The 16,238-nt window shown below is 71.2% G+C and carries 19 protein-coding genes; all 19 read right to left on the bottom strand.

From position 1 onward, the window contains the following. Window positions 1–90 precede the first annotated feature (90 nt). The 19 genes from ACSUPT_RS13540 to ACSUPT_RS13450 all read right to left on the bottom strand — a co-directional run bounded on the left by ACSUPT_RS13540 (window position 91) and on the right by ACSUPT_RS13450 (window position 16,222). A complete protein-coding gene (locus tag ACSUPT_RS13540) occupies window positions 91–432 on the bottom strand; it encodes a hypothetical protein (protein WP_436944442.1) in 342 nt (113 codons plus the stop codon). Next, window positions 429–692 carry a hypothetical protein gene (locus tag ACSUPT_RS13535; RefSeq protein WP_436944440.1) on the bottom strand — a complete coding sequence of 88 codons (264 nt, stop codon included), beginning with the start codon at window positions 690–692 and terminating at the stop codon, window positions 429–431. Before ACSUPT_RS13535 ends, ACSUPT_RS13540 begins: the two co-directional genes overlap by 4 nt. A 78-nt stretch (window positions 693–770) precedes the next feature. Then, a complete protein-coding gene (locus ACSUPT_RS13530) occupies window positions 771–1,568 on the bottom strand; it encodes a peptidoglycan-binding protein (protein ID WP_436944439.1) in 798 nt (265 codons plus the stop codon). 65 nt (window positions 1,569–1,633) lie between these two features. Next, window positions 1,634–3,142 carry a phage tail protein gene (locus ACSUPT_RS13525; RefSeq protein WP_436944438.1) on the bottom strand — a complete coding sequence of 503 codons (1,509 nt, stop codon included), beginning with the start codon at window positions 3,140–3,142 and terminating at the stop codon, window positions 1,634–1,636. Window positions 3,143–3,156: 14 nt separating this feature from the next. Next, entirely contained in the window at window positions 3,157–3,885 is a 729-nt protein-coding gene (locus ACSUPT_RS13520) for a hypothetical protein (protein WP_436944436.1), read from the bottom strand. Beyond that, the gene (locus ACSUPT_RS13515; RefSeq protein WP_436944435.1) at window positions 3,885–4,988 is read right to left on the bottom strand and encodes a hypothetical protein; all 1,104 of its coding nucleotides are present in this window, start codon (window positions 4,986–4,988) and stop codon (window positions 3,885–3,887) included. Before ACSUPT_RS13515 ends, ACSUPT_RS13520 begins: the two co-directional genes overlap by 1 nt. Before the next feature lie 12 nt (window positions 4,989–5,000). After that, on the bottom strand, window positions 5,001–5,984 hold the full coding sequence (locus ACSUPT_RS13510) for a hypothetical protein (protein WP_436944433.1): 984 nt from the start codon (window positions 5,982–5,984) through the stop codon (window positions 5,001–5,003). 15 nt (window positions 5,985–5,999) lie between these two features. Next, window positions 6,000–6,905: a phage distal tail protein gene (locus ACSUPT_RS13505; protein WP_436944432.1), complete on the bottom strand. Its 906-nt coding sequence runs from the start codon at window positions 6,903–6,905 to the stop codon at window positions 6,000–6,002. 3 nt (window positions 6,906–6,908) lie between these two features. Further along, entirely contained in the window at window positions 6,909–9,329 is a 2,421-nt protein-coding gene (locus ACSUPT_RS13500) for a phage tail tape measure protein (protein ID WP_436944430.1), read from the bottom strand. A 227-nt stretch (window positions 9,330–9,556) separates the two neighbouring features. Continuing rightward, window positions 9,557–10,018, bottom strand: coding sequence for a hypothetical protein (locus tag ACSUPT_RS13495; RefSeq protein ID WP_436944429.1), 462 nt, complete (start codon window positions 10,016–10,018; stop codon window positions 9,557–9,559). Then, complete coding sequence (locus ACSUPT_RS13490; protein WP_436944428.1) at window positions 10,015–10,533, bottom strand: phage tail tube protein; 519 nt, start codon at window positions 10,531–10,533, stop codon at window positions 10,015–10,017. The genes ACSUPT_RS13495 and ACSUPT_RS13490 overlap by 4 nt, the downstream gene beginning before the upstream one ends. Window positions 10,534–10,544: 11 nt before the next feature. After that, window positions 10,545–10,964 (bottom strand): minor capsid protein, encoded by a 420-nt coding sequence (locus tag ACSUPT_RS13485; RefSeq protein ID WP_436944427.1) that lies wholly within the window; start codon window positions 10,962–10,964, stop codon window positions 10,545–10,547. Further along, window positions 10,957–11,313, bottom strand: a complete 357-nt coding sequence (locus ACSUPT_RS13480; RefSeq protein ID WP_436944425.1) for a hypothetical protein — start codon at window positions 11,311–11,313, stop codon at window positions 10,957–10,959. The genes ACSUPT_RS13485 and ACSUPT_RS13480 overlap by 8 nt, the downstream gene beginning before the upstream one ends. After that, window positions 11,310–11,633: a hypothetical protein gene (locus ACSUPT_RS13475; RefSeq protein ID WP_436944423.1), complete on the bottom strand. Its 324-nt coding sequence runs from the start codon at window positions 11,631–11,633 to the stop codon at window positions 11,310–11,312. The genes ACSUPT_RS13480 and ACSUPT_RS13475 overlap by 4 nt, the downstream gene beginning before the upstream one ends. Then, on the bottom strand, window positions 11,627–12,025 hold the full coding sequence (locus tag ACSUPT_RS13470) for a hypothetical protein (protein ID WP_436944421.1): 399 nt from the start codon (window positions 12,023–12,025) through the stop codon (window positions 11,627–11,629). Before ACSUPT_RS13470 ends, ACSUPT_RS13475 begins: the two co-directional genes overlap by 7 nt. 145 nt (window positions 12,026–12,170) lie before the next feature. After that, complete coding sequence (locus ACSUPT_RS13465) at window positions 12,171–13,022, bottom strand: N4-gp56 family major capsid protein (RefSeq protein WP_436944419.1); 852 nt, start codon at window positions 13,020–13,022, stop codon at window positions 12,171–12,173. Between the two features lie 12 nt (window positions 13,023–13,034). Further along, window positions 13,035–13,703: a hypothetical protein gene (locus ACSUPT_RS13460; RefSeq protein WP_436944418.1), complete on the bottom strand. Its 669-nt coding sequence runs from the start codon at window positions 13,701–13,703 to the stop codon at window positions 13,035–13,037. Between the two features lie 88 nt (window positions 13,704–13,791). Beyond that, a complete protein-coding gene (locus ACSUPT_RS13455) occupies window positions 13,792–13,992 on the bottom strand; it encodes an Rmf/CrpP fold protein (protein WP_436944417.1) in 201 nt (66 codons plus the stop codon). Further along, a complete protein-coding gene (locus ACSUPT_RS13450; protein ID WP_436944416.1) occupies window positions 13,970–16,222 on the bottom strand; it encodes a phage minor capsid protein in 2,253 nt (750 codons plus the stop codon). Before ACSUPT_RS13450 ends, ACSUPT_RS13455 begins: the two co-directional genes overlap by 23 nt. Window positions 16,223–16,238: the final 16 nt, after the last annotated feature.

Below are 16,238 nucleotides of genomic sequence, written 5' to 3'. Positions count from 1 at the left end.
CCGCGGCCGTCGAGGGTCCTCTCGCATGTCCAGCAACGACAAAGAGCGCCCCCGCTTCCGGCACGAGGCCGGCAGCGGGGGCGCGGGTGTCTACGGTTCGTCGTCGGGAGCGATACGGCGCGTGCGCTCGTCGACTCGGTCGACCGCGTCACGCAGCGATGCTCCGGAATTGGGGTGCAGCTCGTGCTCGACGCTCTTGAGTTGGGCCTCGATGATGCCGAGCCGGGCCATGACGCCGGGGCGGGCGGGCACACCCGGGCGGGCCGGTGTTCCCTGCCAGTCGTCGACGAAGTCCTCGACCTTGCCGGCGATGCGGCGCACGGATCGAGTCGCCCGCCATACGAGGGTGAGCGCACCCGTGATGGCAACGACCGCGCCGCACCAGATCACCGCGGCGTCGAGGGAAGCGACGCCGGTCGTTGCTGCGCTCACTCGGTGGGGTCCTCCTTTCGGGACAGGGCGAGCAGCCGGTCGTCGGCGGTCGGCTCGGCGCGGAGCCATGCGGGCAGTAGGGCCTGTACGCCGGGCAGGCTCATCACGCGGGCCAGTCCGCCGGCGACGGCGAGCGCGCCGGCGACCCACGGGAGGGATGCGGGGATGCCGGACGCGTCGACGATGGCCGGCAGCAGTACGGCCAGGGCGACCGCGGTCTGCACGATGGTGCGGGCGGTGCGACGGTTGGCGTCGGTCATGGGTTGTACCTCACTTCATGAAAAGGGGAACGGGCCGCCTGCGGTGTGCGGGCGGCCCGTGGTTGGGGCGGTCGGGGGTCAGACCTTGGGGACCTTCAGCGCGTCCCAGGAAGCGCGGCCGGGCCACCCGTCGGCGTCGTCGCCGCGGTAGCCGAGGTGGCGCTGCCACTGGGCGTAGGACTGGCGGTCAGCCTCGGTCCACTGGGGGCCGGGGCCCTCGCGGTAGGCGGAGCAGCCGACGGCGACGAGTCGCCGCCCCATGGCGGTGATGATCGGCGAGCGGGGGTGCTTCTTGAACCACTCGACGCCGGGGAACGGCTCGTACGCCGGCGGCTTGGGCTTGGGCTGCGTGGTGCCGCCGGGACGCGGGGCGCCCTTCTGCACCCATCCGTACAGCGCCGGTCCGGGGCAGGCAGTCGCGTATCCGTCGCGGTGTCCCTTGATCTCGTTACCGGCGCCGCCGCTCTTGCGCAGCCACTCGACGGCGTCGCGCAGCCCGGCGAGCTGCTTGTCGGTCGGGGTCGTCAGGCCGGAGCTGCCGACCATGGCGCACACGGCGTAGTGCGCGGAGTTGAGCGAGCTGCTCCCGTTGGCGCCGGTCTTCTTGTGGGCGCCGCGCCCCTCGTACACATAGCCATGCGGGCAGACGATCGCGTTGTACGCGATGTCGCTGTAGTTCTCCTTGGTGTTGGCGAGGTGGCTCGCCTGTATGGCGCGGACGCGGCCGGCGCACTGGTCGTGGTTCTGGGGGCGGGCCAGGGACGCCGGCACGGCGGTGCCCTCATAGTGGATCTTCACGCCGCGTGTGCTGGGCACGTAGGTGAGCGCGTAGCGGGAGGGACGGGCGCCCCACTGGGCACGGGTCACGAACTGCAAGAGGCCCTCCTCGGGCATGAGAAAAGCCCCGGGCCGGATTGGCTCGGGGCTGCGGTTGGGGCGGGTCAGGCCAGGGCGCACCAGAAGCGGTTGGCGCCGTTCTCCATGGCGGCGACGTTGATCGAGGCCGGGGCCGAGGCGGCGCCGGTCGAGTAGACGCCGAAGCGGCGAACCACTGTGTATCCGAACTGGTTCGGCGGGGAGCCGGCGCCCGATTCGGCGGCGAGCAGCATCGGGCCGTCGCCGGTCGTGGTGTTGTACTGGAGTCGCCAGGCCACGTAGTAGATACCGGCCGCGGCCGAGTACGCGGCGGTCAGTGGCGAGCTGATCGTCGCGCCGCCGGCGGTGTGCACCTCGGCCGGCTCGTACGCGGCGGTGGACATGTCACCGGTCGCTGCAACGCGGGTGCCGGCGCTGTTGTAGATCGCTGCCCACGATCCCGCAGTGAGTCCGCCGGCGTAACCGGTCGCGAACCAGACGACGCGGTTAATCGTCGCCGGCGCCCGAAGGATCACGGCAGTAACTCGGATCGGGCCCGAGCCGGGGTAAAGGGCAGTCGACTGCCCGAGCACGGGGTCGAATGCCCACGCGAGCAGTCCGTGATCGGCGGGCGCCCATTCGCCGGCGAACGCAGCGGCGTCCACGTACGACTTCCGGGCGAGGTGGTTCGCGGTCGTCGGGGCCGCGGTCGACGAGGGCACTGTGCTGAACGTCTTGGCGCCGCTGATCGTCTGCGTGCCGGCGAGCAGTACCGCGGTGCCGGCGGCCTCCGCTCCCACATCAGCGGCGGTGTGGGTGTGCGTGGCCGAGGCTGCGCCGACGTCGCCGGCGTTCAGGACGACGTCGCCCTGCTTGCCGTTGACGGACGTGACTGCGCCGCCGCCCGAAGTGGCGGGGAGCTGTGCAGTGGGCACCTTGCCGTCGGCGCCGAGGGTAGCGACGCCGCCGGCGGCGCCGGCCGCAGTGCTCGGGATCGCGCCGACATCAGCGGCAGCGAGGACGATGTCGGCGGCCGACCGGCCGTTGACCGACTGGACGACGCCGGCCGGCCCCGTGGCTCCGGCGGGTCCGGCTGGACCCCGGGGGCCGGCAGGCCCGACGGGGCCCTGATCTCCCTCGGCCCCGGCGGGCCCGACGAGCGACGCGAGCCACTGCTGCTCGGTTCCGGTGAACCCCTCCGCGACGGCGACCTCGTACGCCGAGGCGCCCCGGACGGCGACGTACTGCGGCTTGCTCGGGTCACGCGGGGCGACGTCGGCGAGGTCGACCTCGGGCTGCTCAGCCGGTAGCAGCAGCGCGTACGAGCGGCCCGGCTGGACGCCGGCGAGCTGCTCGCTCACGGTGTACGACCAGCCGGCCGGGTCCATGCCCGGCGCGTCGGTGGCTGGCAGCGTGACCTCGAACGCGCCTTGTGCGTCGAGCTGCACGACGACCGGGCCACCGAGGATGACGTCGGACTGCGGAAAGGTGATTTGCGAGGGGGCTCGGAACGTCAGGCTTCCCGACAGGGGGCGCCCGTCGGGGAAGAGGAATCGTCCACGCACGGTGACGGTGGGGATGTTCTCGGGCAGCACTGCGCGGGGCCCTCCTAGTTGGCTTCGTCGGCGGTGATGGTGTTGACGCCCCAGAGGCCACGCACGCGAAGGGTGCACACTCCAGTGCCGCCAGTGCGGCGGGCCCACATCACGACCGAGACGTCACGGCCGTACGGGAAGTCGGCCGCGGGCAGCACAACGCGCTCGTTCACGTCCCGAATGGTTGCCGAGCTCGACAGGGTCCATGTGGGCCCGTACTGCGTGCCACCGATGCGCATAAGCACCTGTGCGGACGTGCCGGATGGGCCGGAAAGCTGCATGTTGACCCGCAGCACCTTGTGCTGCGTGAGCATCTGCCCGGAGTAGAGCGCGAACTCTTCGTCGTTCGTGAAGTTGATCAGGGGAGCACAGGGAATCGGCACCCACGGGCGGCCGAGGTGACCGTCGGCAAACGCGTCATCCATCACGATCACTTGGCCGGATCGTGAGAACGTGCGGATCATCTGTCCACCAGTGTTGACGTCGTCGCCGACGGTTAGGGCTGGCGTTCCGTTCTCGCGGCCCATGCCGACGGCCCAATCGCCTTCGGGGGTCTGGCCCGAGATGAACACCCGGTTCCCGTTCGGTGCCTGTGCGATCAGGCGCCCGCCTTCACCAATGACGACGTCGCCGTGCAGGACCTCGGTTAGAGCGGGGCGGATCTGCGAGCGGCCGGCGAGCTCGCGCACCTTGCGTTCGAGCTCGCGGATTCGGTCGAGCAGGTCTTGCGGGATCGCAGCCACTAGGCGGCCTCCAAGTACAGGCGGGCGGTTTCGGGCCGGCCGCGGAGGGGCGGGGAGATCGCGAGGCCAACGACGCGGTACCGCTCGTCGAGGCCCTCGGACCACCACAGATCGCGAATGCGGAGTCGGATCGTTGCGCCGAGCAGGGCCGGCGACAGGGCGACGCGGTCGAGTGCGACGGTCACCTCGGGGATGGTGCGCGGGTGCAGCGAGGCGGCGAGGTCTGCCCGAGCGTGGGCGGCGAGGGTGGCCGGCTCGGTCACGGTGGAGTAGTCCGAGGTCCCGTCCAGCCGCGGCCAACCGGCCGCGAGCTCGCCCTCGTCGACGAGCAGCTCGGACATGATCGGTACTGATTCCGCGGCTTGGTTGCGGTTGTCCGACGCTCCGCGCGACTGCCAGACGTTGGCCTGCACGGTGGCGTCGATCGGCCACCCGTAGGCGAGCACGGGCCCGGGGTGGTCGAGCACGATCTCGGACGTGCCGGCCCGGATGGTCGGCGAGCCGACCATTAGCCGCTTGACCCGCCGGCCGCTTCCTGGGTCGCGGTGACTGGCGATGCGCCACTCGAACCCGTCCTCGACGGCGCCGAGTTGGTCGATCAGTTCACGGATGCGGGGTTGGTCGTAGCGGCTGTACGTACGGTCGCGCAGCACTCCGGACAGCTCGGGCCCGTACTCGATGCCGATGTCGCCCCCGGGCAGGCCGGCGGCGTAGTCGAGCAGCGCGCGGACGAGGTCGAATTGATCGGTCTGCTTGGCCTCTTGGGTGTGGAACAGCACGCGGTGGTCGAGGTAGCTCGCCCACCCGCCGGCCTGCATCTGTAGGCCGAGGAACCCGCGCTCGTTGCTGGTGAGGTTGGCAGTCCACAGCACGCCGCCCCACCAGATTTCGGTACCCCGCTCGATCCACAGGGCCGTACGGCCGGGGACGACCGCGGCCCGTGCTCGGTCGGCAAGCTGCCGGTTCGGTATCGGGATGGTTGCCGAGGCGGCGCCTACCTTGCCGATGTAGTCGTCGAGAGACACGTCGGTGAGCGGCAGCGCGTCGAGGACCTGATCGGACCGGAGATCGCACAGCAGCGCCCGGTACGTGGGAGCGGGCAACGGGCCACCCCCTTACGCGTCGAGCGGGTACTGCACCCCGGACAGAGCGGCCCAGGTGGTCACGCCTGTACTGCTGATCAGCCGCAGTTGCCCGGACGTCTGTGCGTCGAGCTTGATGTCGACGCCGCCGGCGGCGATCGGTAGGGAGGTGAGCGAGGCCGGCCGGCAGTTCGCCGGCAGGACCGAGGCGAGCAGGTTTCCGCTGTTGGGGATCGTGCCGGACGTCGTCCACGACACGCCGCCCCGGAGCTGTAGGAACGGAACGCCGGCGATGGTGATGCGCCGGTACCGCACGGCGCCCTGCGCGTTGCCGTTGTTCGAGAAGCCAGAAGCGAGGGTTACCGCGGTCCATCCCACGGACGGTGTGAGCGGTTGCCACGCCGTACCGTCCCACCGGTCAAGGCCGGTGCCGTTGTCACGGTACTGGCCCGGGTAGGCGCCGGTGAACGACGTTCCCCACCCGCGCGGGATGATCCCGCCGTACGAGGCGGTGTACCGGCGGCGGTCGGCAAGCGCGCTATTCCAGATGATTCCGCCCGTGCCGGCCGAGGCGCCGGCCGGCACGGTGATATCCCACAGCCGCAGCGCGCCGGCCGGGAGCGTCGGCGGGGTCGGCGTCGCGTTCGCCGCTCCCTGCCTGATCTCGATGGCGACCGCGGTCTGCTCGTCGGTGTCGTACAGCTCGTCGTACACCTTGAGCACCACCGAGTCGATGCGGGCGTACTGCGCGTGGCCGTCGGCGAGCGTGAGCGTCTCGGGACTGGTGACAGCCACCGGGTACGCCCCTTGCGTGGTTGTCCCCTGCACGATGGCGCGGCCGGTGCCGATCTGCACCTGCATGGGCCCGGCGCCGGTCGCGGCGAGGGGGTCGCCGCCGGCGATCACGCCGTCGCGGCTCGTCATGGGGGACTCGGGCACCATCGTGCCCAGTGGCACGAGGCGCGTATCTGCGCGGGTCTGCCCCGTCGATAGCAGCCATCCGGCGCGCACGGTCACAGGCAGGCCACCTCCTTACCAGTAGGCCGAGCGCCACCTGATCGAGCAGGAAGCGCGCGGGTCCTCGGACCCCGGGGCGGCGCGGAAGGCGAGCGAGGCCGTGCCCGGGGTGAGGGTGAACGTGTTCTCTGGGACGCTGCGCGCGGTCACGGTGTAGAGCCGGCTCGCGGTGCGATTGAGCGTCACCGTGCCGGCCGCGGTGTCGACGAGCAGCGTGTCGTCGGCGGCGAGTTCAATGTCGTATTCGAGGACGTCGCCGGTACGGAGATTCGTGATCGAGGGCAGCGCCACGGGCCCGCGGAAGGTGATCAGCGGATGCGTGATCGCGTCGCCTTCATTGAGGGCGGCGACGGTGCCCGTACTGCCTGGCTCGCCGAAGATGAGCGGGTACGCGAGGTGCTCGGGCCCGGGGTCGAGGTGCCAGTCGAGGCCGGCCTCGGGCATGGGCAGTCGGGTCTCGACCTGCTGCTCGACGAGGGCGTACCGACGCGGGTCGGATGCCTCCCACTGGATCGCTGCTCCGGTGATCGTGCCGACCCGGTAACTGAGGCCGACGGGCACGGCGCGGCGTACGACGCGAGCGCCGGCGAGCAGCGGCCCGCGGTCGTCGAGCCACACGACGAGCGGCAGCTCGTCGTCGACGACCGCGGTCGCGGCATTGAGCGCGCGCAGTGTGGCCCCGATGGTCGAGGCTGGCGCGCGCACGATCATGTCGTCGACGGTGATCGTGCGCGGTTGCGCGAGCAGGCGTCCGGGGTAACTCCCGTGGGCGTCGCTGCGGTTGACGCTTCCGGCGTCGAGGGCGGGGAGTTCCTCCCAGCCTGAGAGGGTGCGCCACCGGAACGGGGTACCGGGGCCGAGCAGCAGCTCGTCGCCGTACTGGATGTGCCCGGGGGCGGTCACACGGTCGCCCGCGGCCATGTCTCACCCCCTCTGCTTCATGTGCCAGGCGAGCGCGGCGGCGTTCTGCTCGGGCGTGCCGGTGTCCGCGGCGTGCCAGTGCTCGATACGGACCGTGGGGCCGGCTGGCGCAGCAAAGCCGAGTCCGCCCTGCACGCCGTAGGGCGCGGCGGCGGCCGAGGCAAGGGCCGGCATCCTCGGGGAGGGAATGAGCGTGCGCATGGTGCGGTCGACCGCGCCCTGCCCCGAGCGGATGCCCTTGACGACGCCGGCGGGAATCCACCGTCCGACGTCACGCGCCATAACTCGCGACGGTGAGCTGATACCGAGTGCCTTTGCAATCGGCCCAGGAATCATATTCTTGGCGAAAGAGATCAGCTTTCCCTTTAGCCACGATCCCATATTCTTGACGCCGTTATACAAACCGCGGATCAGATCCGCACCCTTGTCGTACAGCATCGAGCCGAAGTCGCCGAAGTACCCGACGATCTTTCCGGGCAGTCCGCGCACGTACGCGAGCATTTCGCCCGCCTTAGTCTTCGTTCCCTCCTTAATGGACTGCCAGTGCTTGATAATCAGCCCGATCAGGGTGAAATTGACAAAAAAAGAGACTAGCTTTCCGGGGAGCCCCTTTACGTATTCGACTGTCCCATCCCAGACGCGCTTAGTTCCCGTCTTGATGGAATCCCAATGCTTGATGATCAGGCCAACCAAAGTGAAGTTGAGGAAGAACTCGACGAGCTTTCCGCCAACCCACTTGATCTTTTCCCAAACCCAATTCCAGGCCGCGAGAGTGGCGCTCTTGATCGCATCCCAGTTCGAGACGACCAGTGCGACCAGACCGACTACCGCGGCGATCACGAGCGCGACAGGGCCCATGGCGATCAGCCAGGCAGCGGCCATGCGGCCGGCCTGTATGAGCGACTGCGAGCCCATGAGCACCCACGCGCCCGCCACCCGCAGCGCCGTACCGCCGGCCGCTACACCCTGTGCGATCCAGCCGGCGACGATGATTGCGTTCGTGGCGACGAACCGCGCTGCTGCCGTGACGCCGGCCGCGGTCTGCGTGGCCCAGCTCGTCACCGTGGCGACCGACGTCGTGTACGCCTGCGTCGCAAGGCCGATCAGCGCCGGCAGCATGACGAGCGTGATGATGCCGGCGACGATGCCGAACGCGACGCCGTGCTCGGACACGAAACCCGCGCCGGCCGCAAAGGCAGAGCCAACGGCGACCGCGCCATCGGCCGCAGCCGACAGGGCCGGTACGACGAGGTTCCCGACCACGCTTACAAAGCCGTGCTCAAGGGTGCGGGTGAATTCCGTAACGCGCGTGGATGCGTTATCCCGCATCGTGTCGCCAGCTTTTTTCGCTGCCCCATCGACCTTGCCGAGCGATGCAACGGCGGTCGAGGGGTCGAGGGAGAAAAGCGCGCCGGCGAGGTCCTCGGCCTGCGTGCCCAGCAGGGCGACCGCGAGGCGCGAGCGTTCGGTCGGGTCCTTCACCGCCCGTAGGCGGTCCATCAGAGTATCGAGGGCCGCATTTGCGGTCGGGCCACCCTTAGTAAAGGCCGCGGCCATTTCGTCGGCGTTCAGTCCAATGGACTTGAGCGCGTCGGCTGCCTCACCCGACTTGATGCGGATGTTCAGTTCTTTGAACGCGTCGGCGACGATATCGGCGTCTCGGGCACCAGCGGCGAGCCCCTGCTGAATGAGGCCCATTGCTTGTTGTCCCGACATTCCCATGTCGCGGAATTGCGTCGAATATTCGTTGAAGGTGTCGAGCAGATCCTCGGACTTATTGAGGCCGTTCTGAGTGCCCTTGACGAGAATGTCGAATGCCTCTTGTGCATTCTTGGCCATTCCCGTTTTGAGCATCTGGCCGACCGCGGCCGAGGTGGGCCCGACTTCCTCGCCCATGATCTGTGCGACCTGCGAGAGCCGGCCGCCGATCTGTTCGAGCTCCTTCTGCGTCGCGTCCGCCGGTACGAGGCCCTGCTGCCACAAGGACTTAAGGGCCTCGTTCGCGTCGGCGACTGAGTCTGTGTACCCCTTGCTGTAGAGCGCGCCGGCCGCCTGGCCGAGCCGCTTTGCCTGTGCCGGGTCGGCGCCGAGCTGGGCGGCAAGCAAGCTGTTCGACTTCTGCTCGTCGAGCGCCTTACTGACGCCGCCGAGCAGGGCGGCGCCGACGGTCGCACCGACGGCTGCCCATCCGAACGCGCTCAGCTTGTCGCGCAGTCCGCCGGCGGCCTGCTCGGCTCCGTCCTCGGTCCCCTCGGCGAGCCCTTCGCCGAGCTGCTGTCCGGCGCGGTCGCCGGCTCGGGCGGCCTCGGCGGTGATGGCCTCGGCAGTGGCGACGACGTTCTGCTCCGCGCGGGCGAGGCCCTGCTTGGCGCCCGACTCGTCGACGTCGATCGTCGCGAGCAGCTCGGCCACGGTGAGCGCCACAGCACATCACCCCCCATCGGTCGGGCCGGCCGGCAGGCCGGTAATTGCTGCGATCTCCGCCGGGTTGTCGACCTCGCGGGGAGTGCGGGCCCATGCGCGGGCGAACTTGGCCTCGGCCGGTAGGCCGGCGACGAGGACGAGGAAACGGCGGGTCGACAGGGCGGCGAGCTGCGCGGGGTCGAGGCCGTACTCGCGGGCGAGGTCTGCCTCGACCGCGGCCCAGTGGGCTAGAACCGCGCGCCAGAACGCGCCGGCTTGGCCTTCTTCTTGGTCGCCCGACGGGCGGCCCGGTTCGGGGCCGGTGCCGCTTTTCCCTCCTTGGCCGCTTCCTGCTCGTCGTGCAGCTCGGCGGCGCGCTGCATGGTCATCGAGCCGGGCTTGCGGACGTTGGCGGCGGAGTAGATCAGCACGACGCCGAGCTGCCGGTCGGTCATCCCGTGCTCGGCCCACGTGTCGAGCGCGCCCTCGCCGAACAGCGTCGCGAGCATGGCGCGCACGTCGTCGGGGTCCGAGCTGTGCTGTACCTGCTCCATCTTGAGCGTGAACAGCAGCGGCAGGGAGTCGGGCAGGGTGTACTCGCGCCCGTACAGGGTGAACGCCACCCGGGGCCGGGCGGGCGCCTGCTCGGCGAAGAACGCATCGAAGTCTGCTGACTCGACCTCGGCGAGCTGCTCGGGGGACTCGGTCACGCGTCACCCCCCGTCTTGCTCGCGAGCGTCGCCGGGGTCGTCCCGCCGGATACCGCGGCCGAGCTCGGCTTGCCGCTCCTAGTGATCGTCGCCGACCACGAGGTCTTGTCGTTGGTCTCGCCGCCCTGCTCGCCCGGGGTCACGGTGGCATCCCAGATGACCCACTGCGTCTGGCTCTTGTGACGCCACCGCACCTTGTTGTGCGAGTCGATACCGAGCCGGTTCGCCCACACCTCATCGACGTACGCCTGTCCGGCGTCGCGGGCCTTGGTGGTGGGGTCGATGCGGTACTGCCCTTCAATTTCGAGGGTCGCGCCCCGCTGCATCACGTCCTGCTCGTAATAACCCTCGGAATCGAACGCGGTCGTCTCGGCGGTCTCCTCGTTTTCCCCCGGGTTGTGGGTAAAGCTGGTGAGTCCGGCGATCGGCAGCCACGTTTCCGGGCTGGTCACGGTGGCGTCGAGGACCTCGAACAGCCAACCGCGGGCGTCAATGGGCCGACTGTTCGCGGCCATGGGAGCACCTCCTAGTCGGGTCGGTGGGTGGTGGGGTTGGCCACGTCGAGGCGGACGGTCACCGTGTGCTCGTGCCGGCCCGAGGCGTCGGTGCCGATCGGGGCCGGCGCCTGTGCGGCGGCGAGCACGAGCCATGTCCCGTCGGGCAGTTCGAGGCCGGCGAGTCCGTGCAGCGCGCCGTACAGGGCCTCGGCGCGGCGGCGCGAAGTGCGCGGGTCCGCGGTGCCGCGCACGCGCACCTGTAGTGATCGGGTGTCGTAGCCGTTACGGGCGTCCTGCTCGCCGGCCCCGTAGAGCCACAGACCGACCGCTTCGGCCGGCTCGGGTGGCAGGGTCTCGATGAACGTGTCGCCGCTCGTGCCGGTGGCGTCGTAGGTGAGCAGCCCGAGCTCGTCGAGGTAGCGGGCGACGCCGTCGAGCAGGTCAGCCACGCATCGCCCGTCGGACCTCGGCGGCGATCAACTCGCCGATGGCGCCGGCCTCGCGGGCGGCCGGGTCCTCCAAAAACTTGGCCTTACGGCCCGGTGAGTGCCGGGCGGTGAGGTCCTCGTGCACGCGCGCGGCGTACGGGGTGTCGTAGCTGACGCCGGCGACGAGGTCGCGCTCGTCGACGGTGGCGGTACCGGAGCGTTCGAGGGTGCCCTCGGCGATCGGCACCTCGGTCCGGGACTCGGCGAGCAGGTGCTCGGCGCCGAGGCGCAGTCCGCGCGCGGCGCCTGCGCGGGCGCGGCCGAGGACTGCGTCGCCGTTCCATCGGATGCGGGTACGGGCACGGCTCACTCGCAGCTCACCTCCGTACAGGCAGGCACCGGAAGCCCCGGGGCGGTGTGGTGGGCGACGGTGAGCGCGGTCGTGGTGCGGCCGTCGGGCAGCGTCACGCGCGAGCCGGGCGGACAGTCGAGCTCGGGGCCGGCGATGAACGTCACCGCGGCGGCGACGTCGCGCCCGTCCGGGGCGCGCACCAGGCGCGGCGAGGGGTCGACGAGGGCCGGCACGTCCTCAACCGCCGGCCGGTAGGTGGGCCCGTACGCCGAGTCGCCGGCGTACGGCTCGATCCGGATGCGGTGGCGCAGCAGGACCTCGGGGACGCGGGTCACCATGGGAACACCCGCCCCGGGGTGAGGCCGGCACGCCGCAGCGCGCGCTCGGCGCGCGGGGCCAGGTCGACGCCGGCCGTCGCCGAGGCGCGCTTGCCGCGCCCGGACAGGCTTACGGGCCCGATCGATACCGAGTCCCACTGTCCGGCCGCGCCGGTGCCGTCGTCGCCGCCGGCGAGTTGGTACTCGACCTGTGCGCACGTGGCGCTGCTCAGTGCGGCCCGCACGTCGGGGTCGAGCGGGTCGCCGTCCTCGTCGACTGCGTATACGGCGGTGAGCAGGGCCGAGTCGATGTCCTCGCCGGCCCGCGCGAGCAGCCGCTCGGCGTCCGCCGGCGCGGGCCGGCCGAGCCATGCGGCGAGCTCCTCGGGGGTGGCGTAGGGCAGTCTGGCCACGATCACCCCCTCGGCTTGTCCCGGGCAGCAGAACGGGCCGTCGGCTTCTTCGCCGGCGGCCCGTCTGTCTGCTCGTCTTCCGTTGTCTGCTGCTCGTCCTCGTCGCCCGAAGGATCGTTTCCGCGGTGGTAGCGGCGGAGCATCATCACGCCGCCCCCTTCGTCTTGAGCACGACGATTCCCTCGTCGTCGAGCCTGTGGGCCGCGTAGTGAACGTTCGTGGTGACGACCGTGGTCCGCGCGAGAATGTCGCGGTCCGTCTCGACGATGGGCCGACGCTTGTAGAGCAGGCCGAGCGCGCCGCGCCGGATCAGCAGCGCGTTATAGGTCGGCGTGGTGCCCGGGGTGACGGTGACCCGGTCCGAGACGTAGATGTTCACGCCGCCCACCTGTCCGATCACGCCGCGGGGGATGACGGCGCCGGCGCCGAGCTTGTCGGCGCTGATGAAGTTCGGGTCACGGAGCAGGGCTGCGCGCTGCACGGAGTGAATGACCAGACCGGCCATGTTCTGCGGGTCCCACTCGTCCCCGAACCGCTCGATCCCGGAAACCATGACGTTCCACGACAGGGCGGCCGTCGAGGCGTCCACGGTGATCACGCCGGGGGCCTCGGCCGCGGCGGTCAGATCCTTGTCGATCTTCCGCGCGATCAGTACGCCGAGCTGCCGCTGCGTCTCGGCGTAGGGGTCGCCGAACGCGACAAGCCTCGACTTGTCGGTGAGCTCGACCGCCTTGCCGGCCTCCTTGATCGTGGCCTCGCTGCCGGGGTTCGTGCCGAGCTGCTCGGGGGTCATCGGCGTTCCCTCGGTCAGGTCCTCGGCCTCACCAAGGGCGGTCCACTTGGGGAAGCTGACGCTGTCGCCGGGCTTGCCTTCGAGGGTGTTGTCGTCGATGGCGAGCGTGCCCAGGATGAGCGCGCCCTTGAACTTGGCCTGCACCATGTCGGCCCAGACGTCGGGGACGATCATCTGTGCCGCGGTGGTCTTTCCTGCGGGCATCGGCTGCCCTCCTTACTCGCTTGCGGCGGACAGCCGCGCGTACAGATCGGGGTCGGACTGGTGCAGCTCGACGCGCTGCGCGTAGGTCATGCGGGCGAACTGCTCGGGGGTAACCGTCTGCGGTGCGCCCGGGGTGAAGTCGGCGCCCCCCTTGGGCGGGGCCGGCGCCGTGGCCTCGGCGCGCAGCAGCGGGTTTGCCTCGACCGCCGCGGCGATCACGGTGTCGAGCTGCTCGGCGAACTTGGGGTCGGTCGGGTCGAGGGCGGCGAGCTGCTTCTCGACCGTGCGGGAGTCGAGCAGCCGCGCGGGGTCGGCGCCGGCCTTGTGCGCGGCCTGATGGGCGGCGAGCTCGACGCGGAGCTGCCGGGCCTCGGCGAGTGCGGCGTCGCGCTCGGTGGCGGCCTGCTCGGCGAGCTTGGCCGGGTCCTGCTCGCCGGCCGCGCCGCTCGGGTCCAGCACACTGCGCAGTGCGGCGAGCAGCTCGTCGCGCTCGGCCTGTGCGCGCTGCGCTGCCTGCTCGGCCTCGGTGGCGCGCTGCTCGGCCGCCGGGTCGACCGCGGGAGCGGGGGCCGGCGCCGCGGGAGCGGCCGGCGCGGGCGGTGCCGGGGGCGTCGGGGCGGGGGCCGCGGGCGGGTCGGTCGGGGCCGGGGCGGGGGCCGGCGTCGAGGTGGGTTCAGACATGCGTGATCCGTCCTTGGGCGGTGTGCGGGCATGAAAAAAGGGCCCGCCATCTGGCAGGCCCTTACGGGGGGTTGGGGTGGCCGAGCGTCTAGTCGGCGGACTCGTCGGGGAGCGGTCGCGCGCCGGCGTATCCACGTACCCACGCCGAGCGGCGTAGGTCACCAGCGGGGAACGGGCAGGAGGTGACTGGGTCGCCGTTGCGGCCAGCCTCGGCGCCGGCGTTGATGGCTTGGGCGAGCTCGCCCCGACTGCCCACTGCTGCCCCCTCAGAGTCGGTTCTGCTGGTCATCGCGCGACGCGCGCGCAGTGTCCGCGGCGGCGTTCCGCACGCCGGTGATCTGCTCTGTGTACTCGGCAAGCGTAAGGCGCGGGTGATCGGCCCACCACCGTTTCAACTCCTCCGAGGCGCGGGCGTAGGCGACATGCGCCGGCCCGGTGAACAGGGTTGCCGGGTCGACGCCGGCGGCGCGTGCCTTGCGGTCGAGGAGATAGCCGTTCGTGGCGTCCTCGGCGGCGAGGTACTGCGCCCACACGTGTTCGCGGTACATCTCGCGTATCTGCGCGCGGGTGTAGGCGGTGCGCTGCTGCTCGGCCTCGTACTCGCGCTCGGCGAGCCATCGCTCGGTTGCGGTCATGCCGGCGTACGGGTCCTCGTCGAGGGCGAGCGATCCCCACTCGTCGGGCCCCTCGGCCGGGGCGAGGGCCTCGTCGATGGCGGCCCGGTCGGCGAGCTGCCCCTCGATGGTGTGCGCGCCGGCGGCCTCGGGGAGCGGGGCCGGCGGGTACCGGGCGTCGAGCTCGTCGGCGATCCGCTCGACGTCCTCGGGCGTCGCGTACCGGATCGCCCACCCGAGGACGTCGTCGCCGATGGTGGACAGGTCCGCGGCGAGCCGGCCGCCGGGGAAGACCTCTGCGAGCAGCCGGCGCCGGTGGGCCTCGGCGGCGATCGTGGCGCGCTCGGCCTCGTCGACGTTGCGGGCCCGTGCGGCGAGCTCGCGGTCGGACAGGCCGATCAGGTCGCGGCGCGCAGCCGGCAGTGCGGCGTCGACGTCGCGCCGGTCGAGCTCGGCCATGACGCGCAGCAGCTCGTCGTCGCCCAGGTGCGCGAACGCGCGGGCGAGCTCATCGTCGCTGAACTGCGTAAGAGGCTCGGCGAGCCGGCCGTCGGGGCGCAGCCGGGCGAGCAGCTCGGCCTCGTCGCGTCGGTCGGCCTCGCTGCGGATGCGGTCGAGGTCGCGCTGATCGAGCACGCCGGGCCGGATGGCGGCGCCGAGCTGCTCGTCGGTGAGCTCGGGCAGCGTCCGCTCGTCGCCGGCACGCACGCGCGCGGCCTCGACCACATCGGAGCCGGGGCCGGTCGGGGTGCCGGGCCGGCCGGCGGTGCCAGTGTCCGGGGGGAGGTTGCCGGCGCCGAGCTGCTCGCGCTCGCGCCGGCGGATGAGCTCGGGATGGTCGGCGAGGTGTCCGCGCATCCGTCCCTGCCAGGCACGCACGCGGGCCTCGGCCGCGCGCTTGGCCTCGGGTGTGAGGGCGGTGGCGGCGCGCTTCTTCCACTTCCTGATGTTGCGCTCGATGGCGCGCTGCTTCTGTGTCGCCTCGTACCCGTCGGGGTCCTCGGACGCGTCCTCGGGGACGCGGGTCACGCCGGGGAGGTAGGCGGCGATGCTGTGCCGGCAGTTGGGATGCTGGAAGCCTCGGGCCCGGGCCTCGGTGAGCGAGCCGAGCACGTGCACCCGCACCGTGCGGTCGTCCTCGACGGCGTGCTCGACGGTGACCTCGCGCGGCCCGTCGGGTCCGTCGATCGACAGCACCTTGCCCTCGAACGGCTTGCAGAGCGGGCACTCGTGCGGGGCGTTGGAGACGATGACGAGGTCGAGGCCGGCCGCGCGTAGTCGGTCGGTGTGCCCCTCGACCGCGGCTCGCCCGAGCGCGGTACGGGTGGCCATTTCCGCGTAGCTCGTCATCTGCCACGCGCGCCCGGAGCGGTCGACGAACGTGCGAAACCCGCGGTCGGCGAACCTTTCGAGGGCGCGCTGCGTGGCCTGGCGGCGGGTGTCGATGCCGAGCAGCGGCGTTGCCGCTACCTCGGCGATCACCTGCCGGTATCCGTCCTCGACGCCGCGGAGAATGCCGCGGTGCGTCTCGGTGACGAGGTCGACCGTTTCCTGCGCGAGTCGGTCGACGGCGCGCGTCGCCGGCGTCGTCTCGGCGATCCTGCGGGCGTCGTCGTCGCCCAGGGCGCCGAGCTCGGCGAGGCCGGCCTGCGCCCCGACGTTGTACGCCTCGGCGATCACGTCCCACACCTCAAGGTCGAGGGCGGTCGAGAGGGCGTCGACGACCTGCTGCGCCGCGCGTCGTAGCGGCTGGATGTCGGCGAGCTTGGCCACGGCCCACCCCGGGGCGTCGTACCCGTCGGCGAGCTGCCGCGCGATGATGCCGAGCAGCCGTTGCTCGGCGTCCTCGTACAGGCTGCGGACGCCGGCGGACAGGTCCTCGACGAGGCCGGGGTGAATCGGCACGGCGCCCCCTCCTTAT

It is taken from the genome of Streptomyces sp. SudanB25_2051 (genome assembly GCF_964272635.1).
Classification (GTDB): domain Bacteria; phylum Actinomycetota; class Actinomycetes; order Streptomycetales; family Streptomycetaceae; genus Streptomyces.
Note: the sequence above shows the minus strand (reverse complement) of the source record. Positions and strands in the feature narration are given on the sequence as shown.

What these genes read in the sequence shown, in the direction of transcription:
- ACSUPT_RS13505 (WP_436944432.1), bottom strand. Translation starts at nt 6,905, where the DNA reads ATGGCCGCGGGCGACCGTGTGACCGCCCCCGGGCACATCCAGTACGGC.
- ACSUPT_RS13465 (WP_436944419.1), bottom strand. Translation starts at nt 13,022, where the DNA reads ATGCCCGCAGGAAAGACCACCGCGGCACAGATGATCGTCCCCGACGTC.
- ACSUPT_RS13475 (WP_436944423.1), bottom strand. Translation starts at nt 11,633, where the DNA reads ATGGTGACCCGCGTCCCCGAGGTCCTGCTGCGCCACCGCATCCGGATC.
- ACSUPT_RS13455 (WP_436944417.1), bottom strand. Translation starts at nt 13,992, where the DNA reads ATGACCAGCAGAACCGACTCTGAGGGGGCAGCAGTGGGCAGTCGGGGC.
- ACSUPT_RS13460 (WP_436944418.1), bottom strand. Translation starts at nt 13,703, where the DNA reads ATGTCTGAACCCACCTCGACGCCGGCCCCCGCCCCGGCCCCGACCGAC.
- ACSUPT_RS13490 (WP_436944428.1), bottom strand. Translation starts at nt 10,533, where the DNA reads ATGGCCGCGAACAGTCGGCCCATTGACGCCCGCGGTTGGCTGTTCGAG.
- ACSUPT_RS13535 (WP_436944440.1), bottom strand. Translation starts at nt 692, where the DNA reads ATGACCGACGCCAACCGTCGCACCGCCCGCACCATCGTGCAGACCGCG.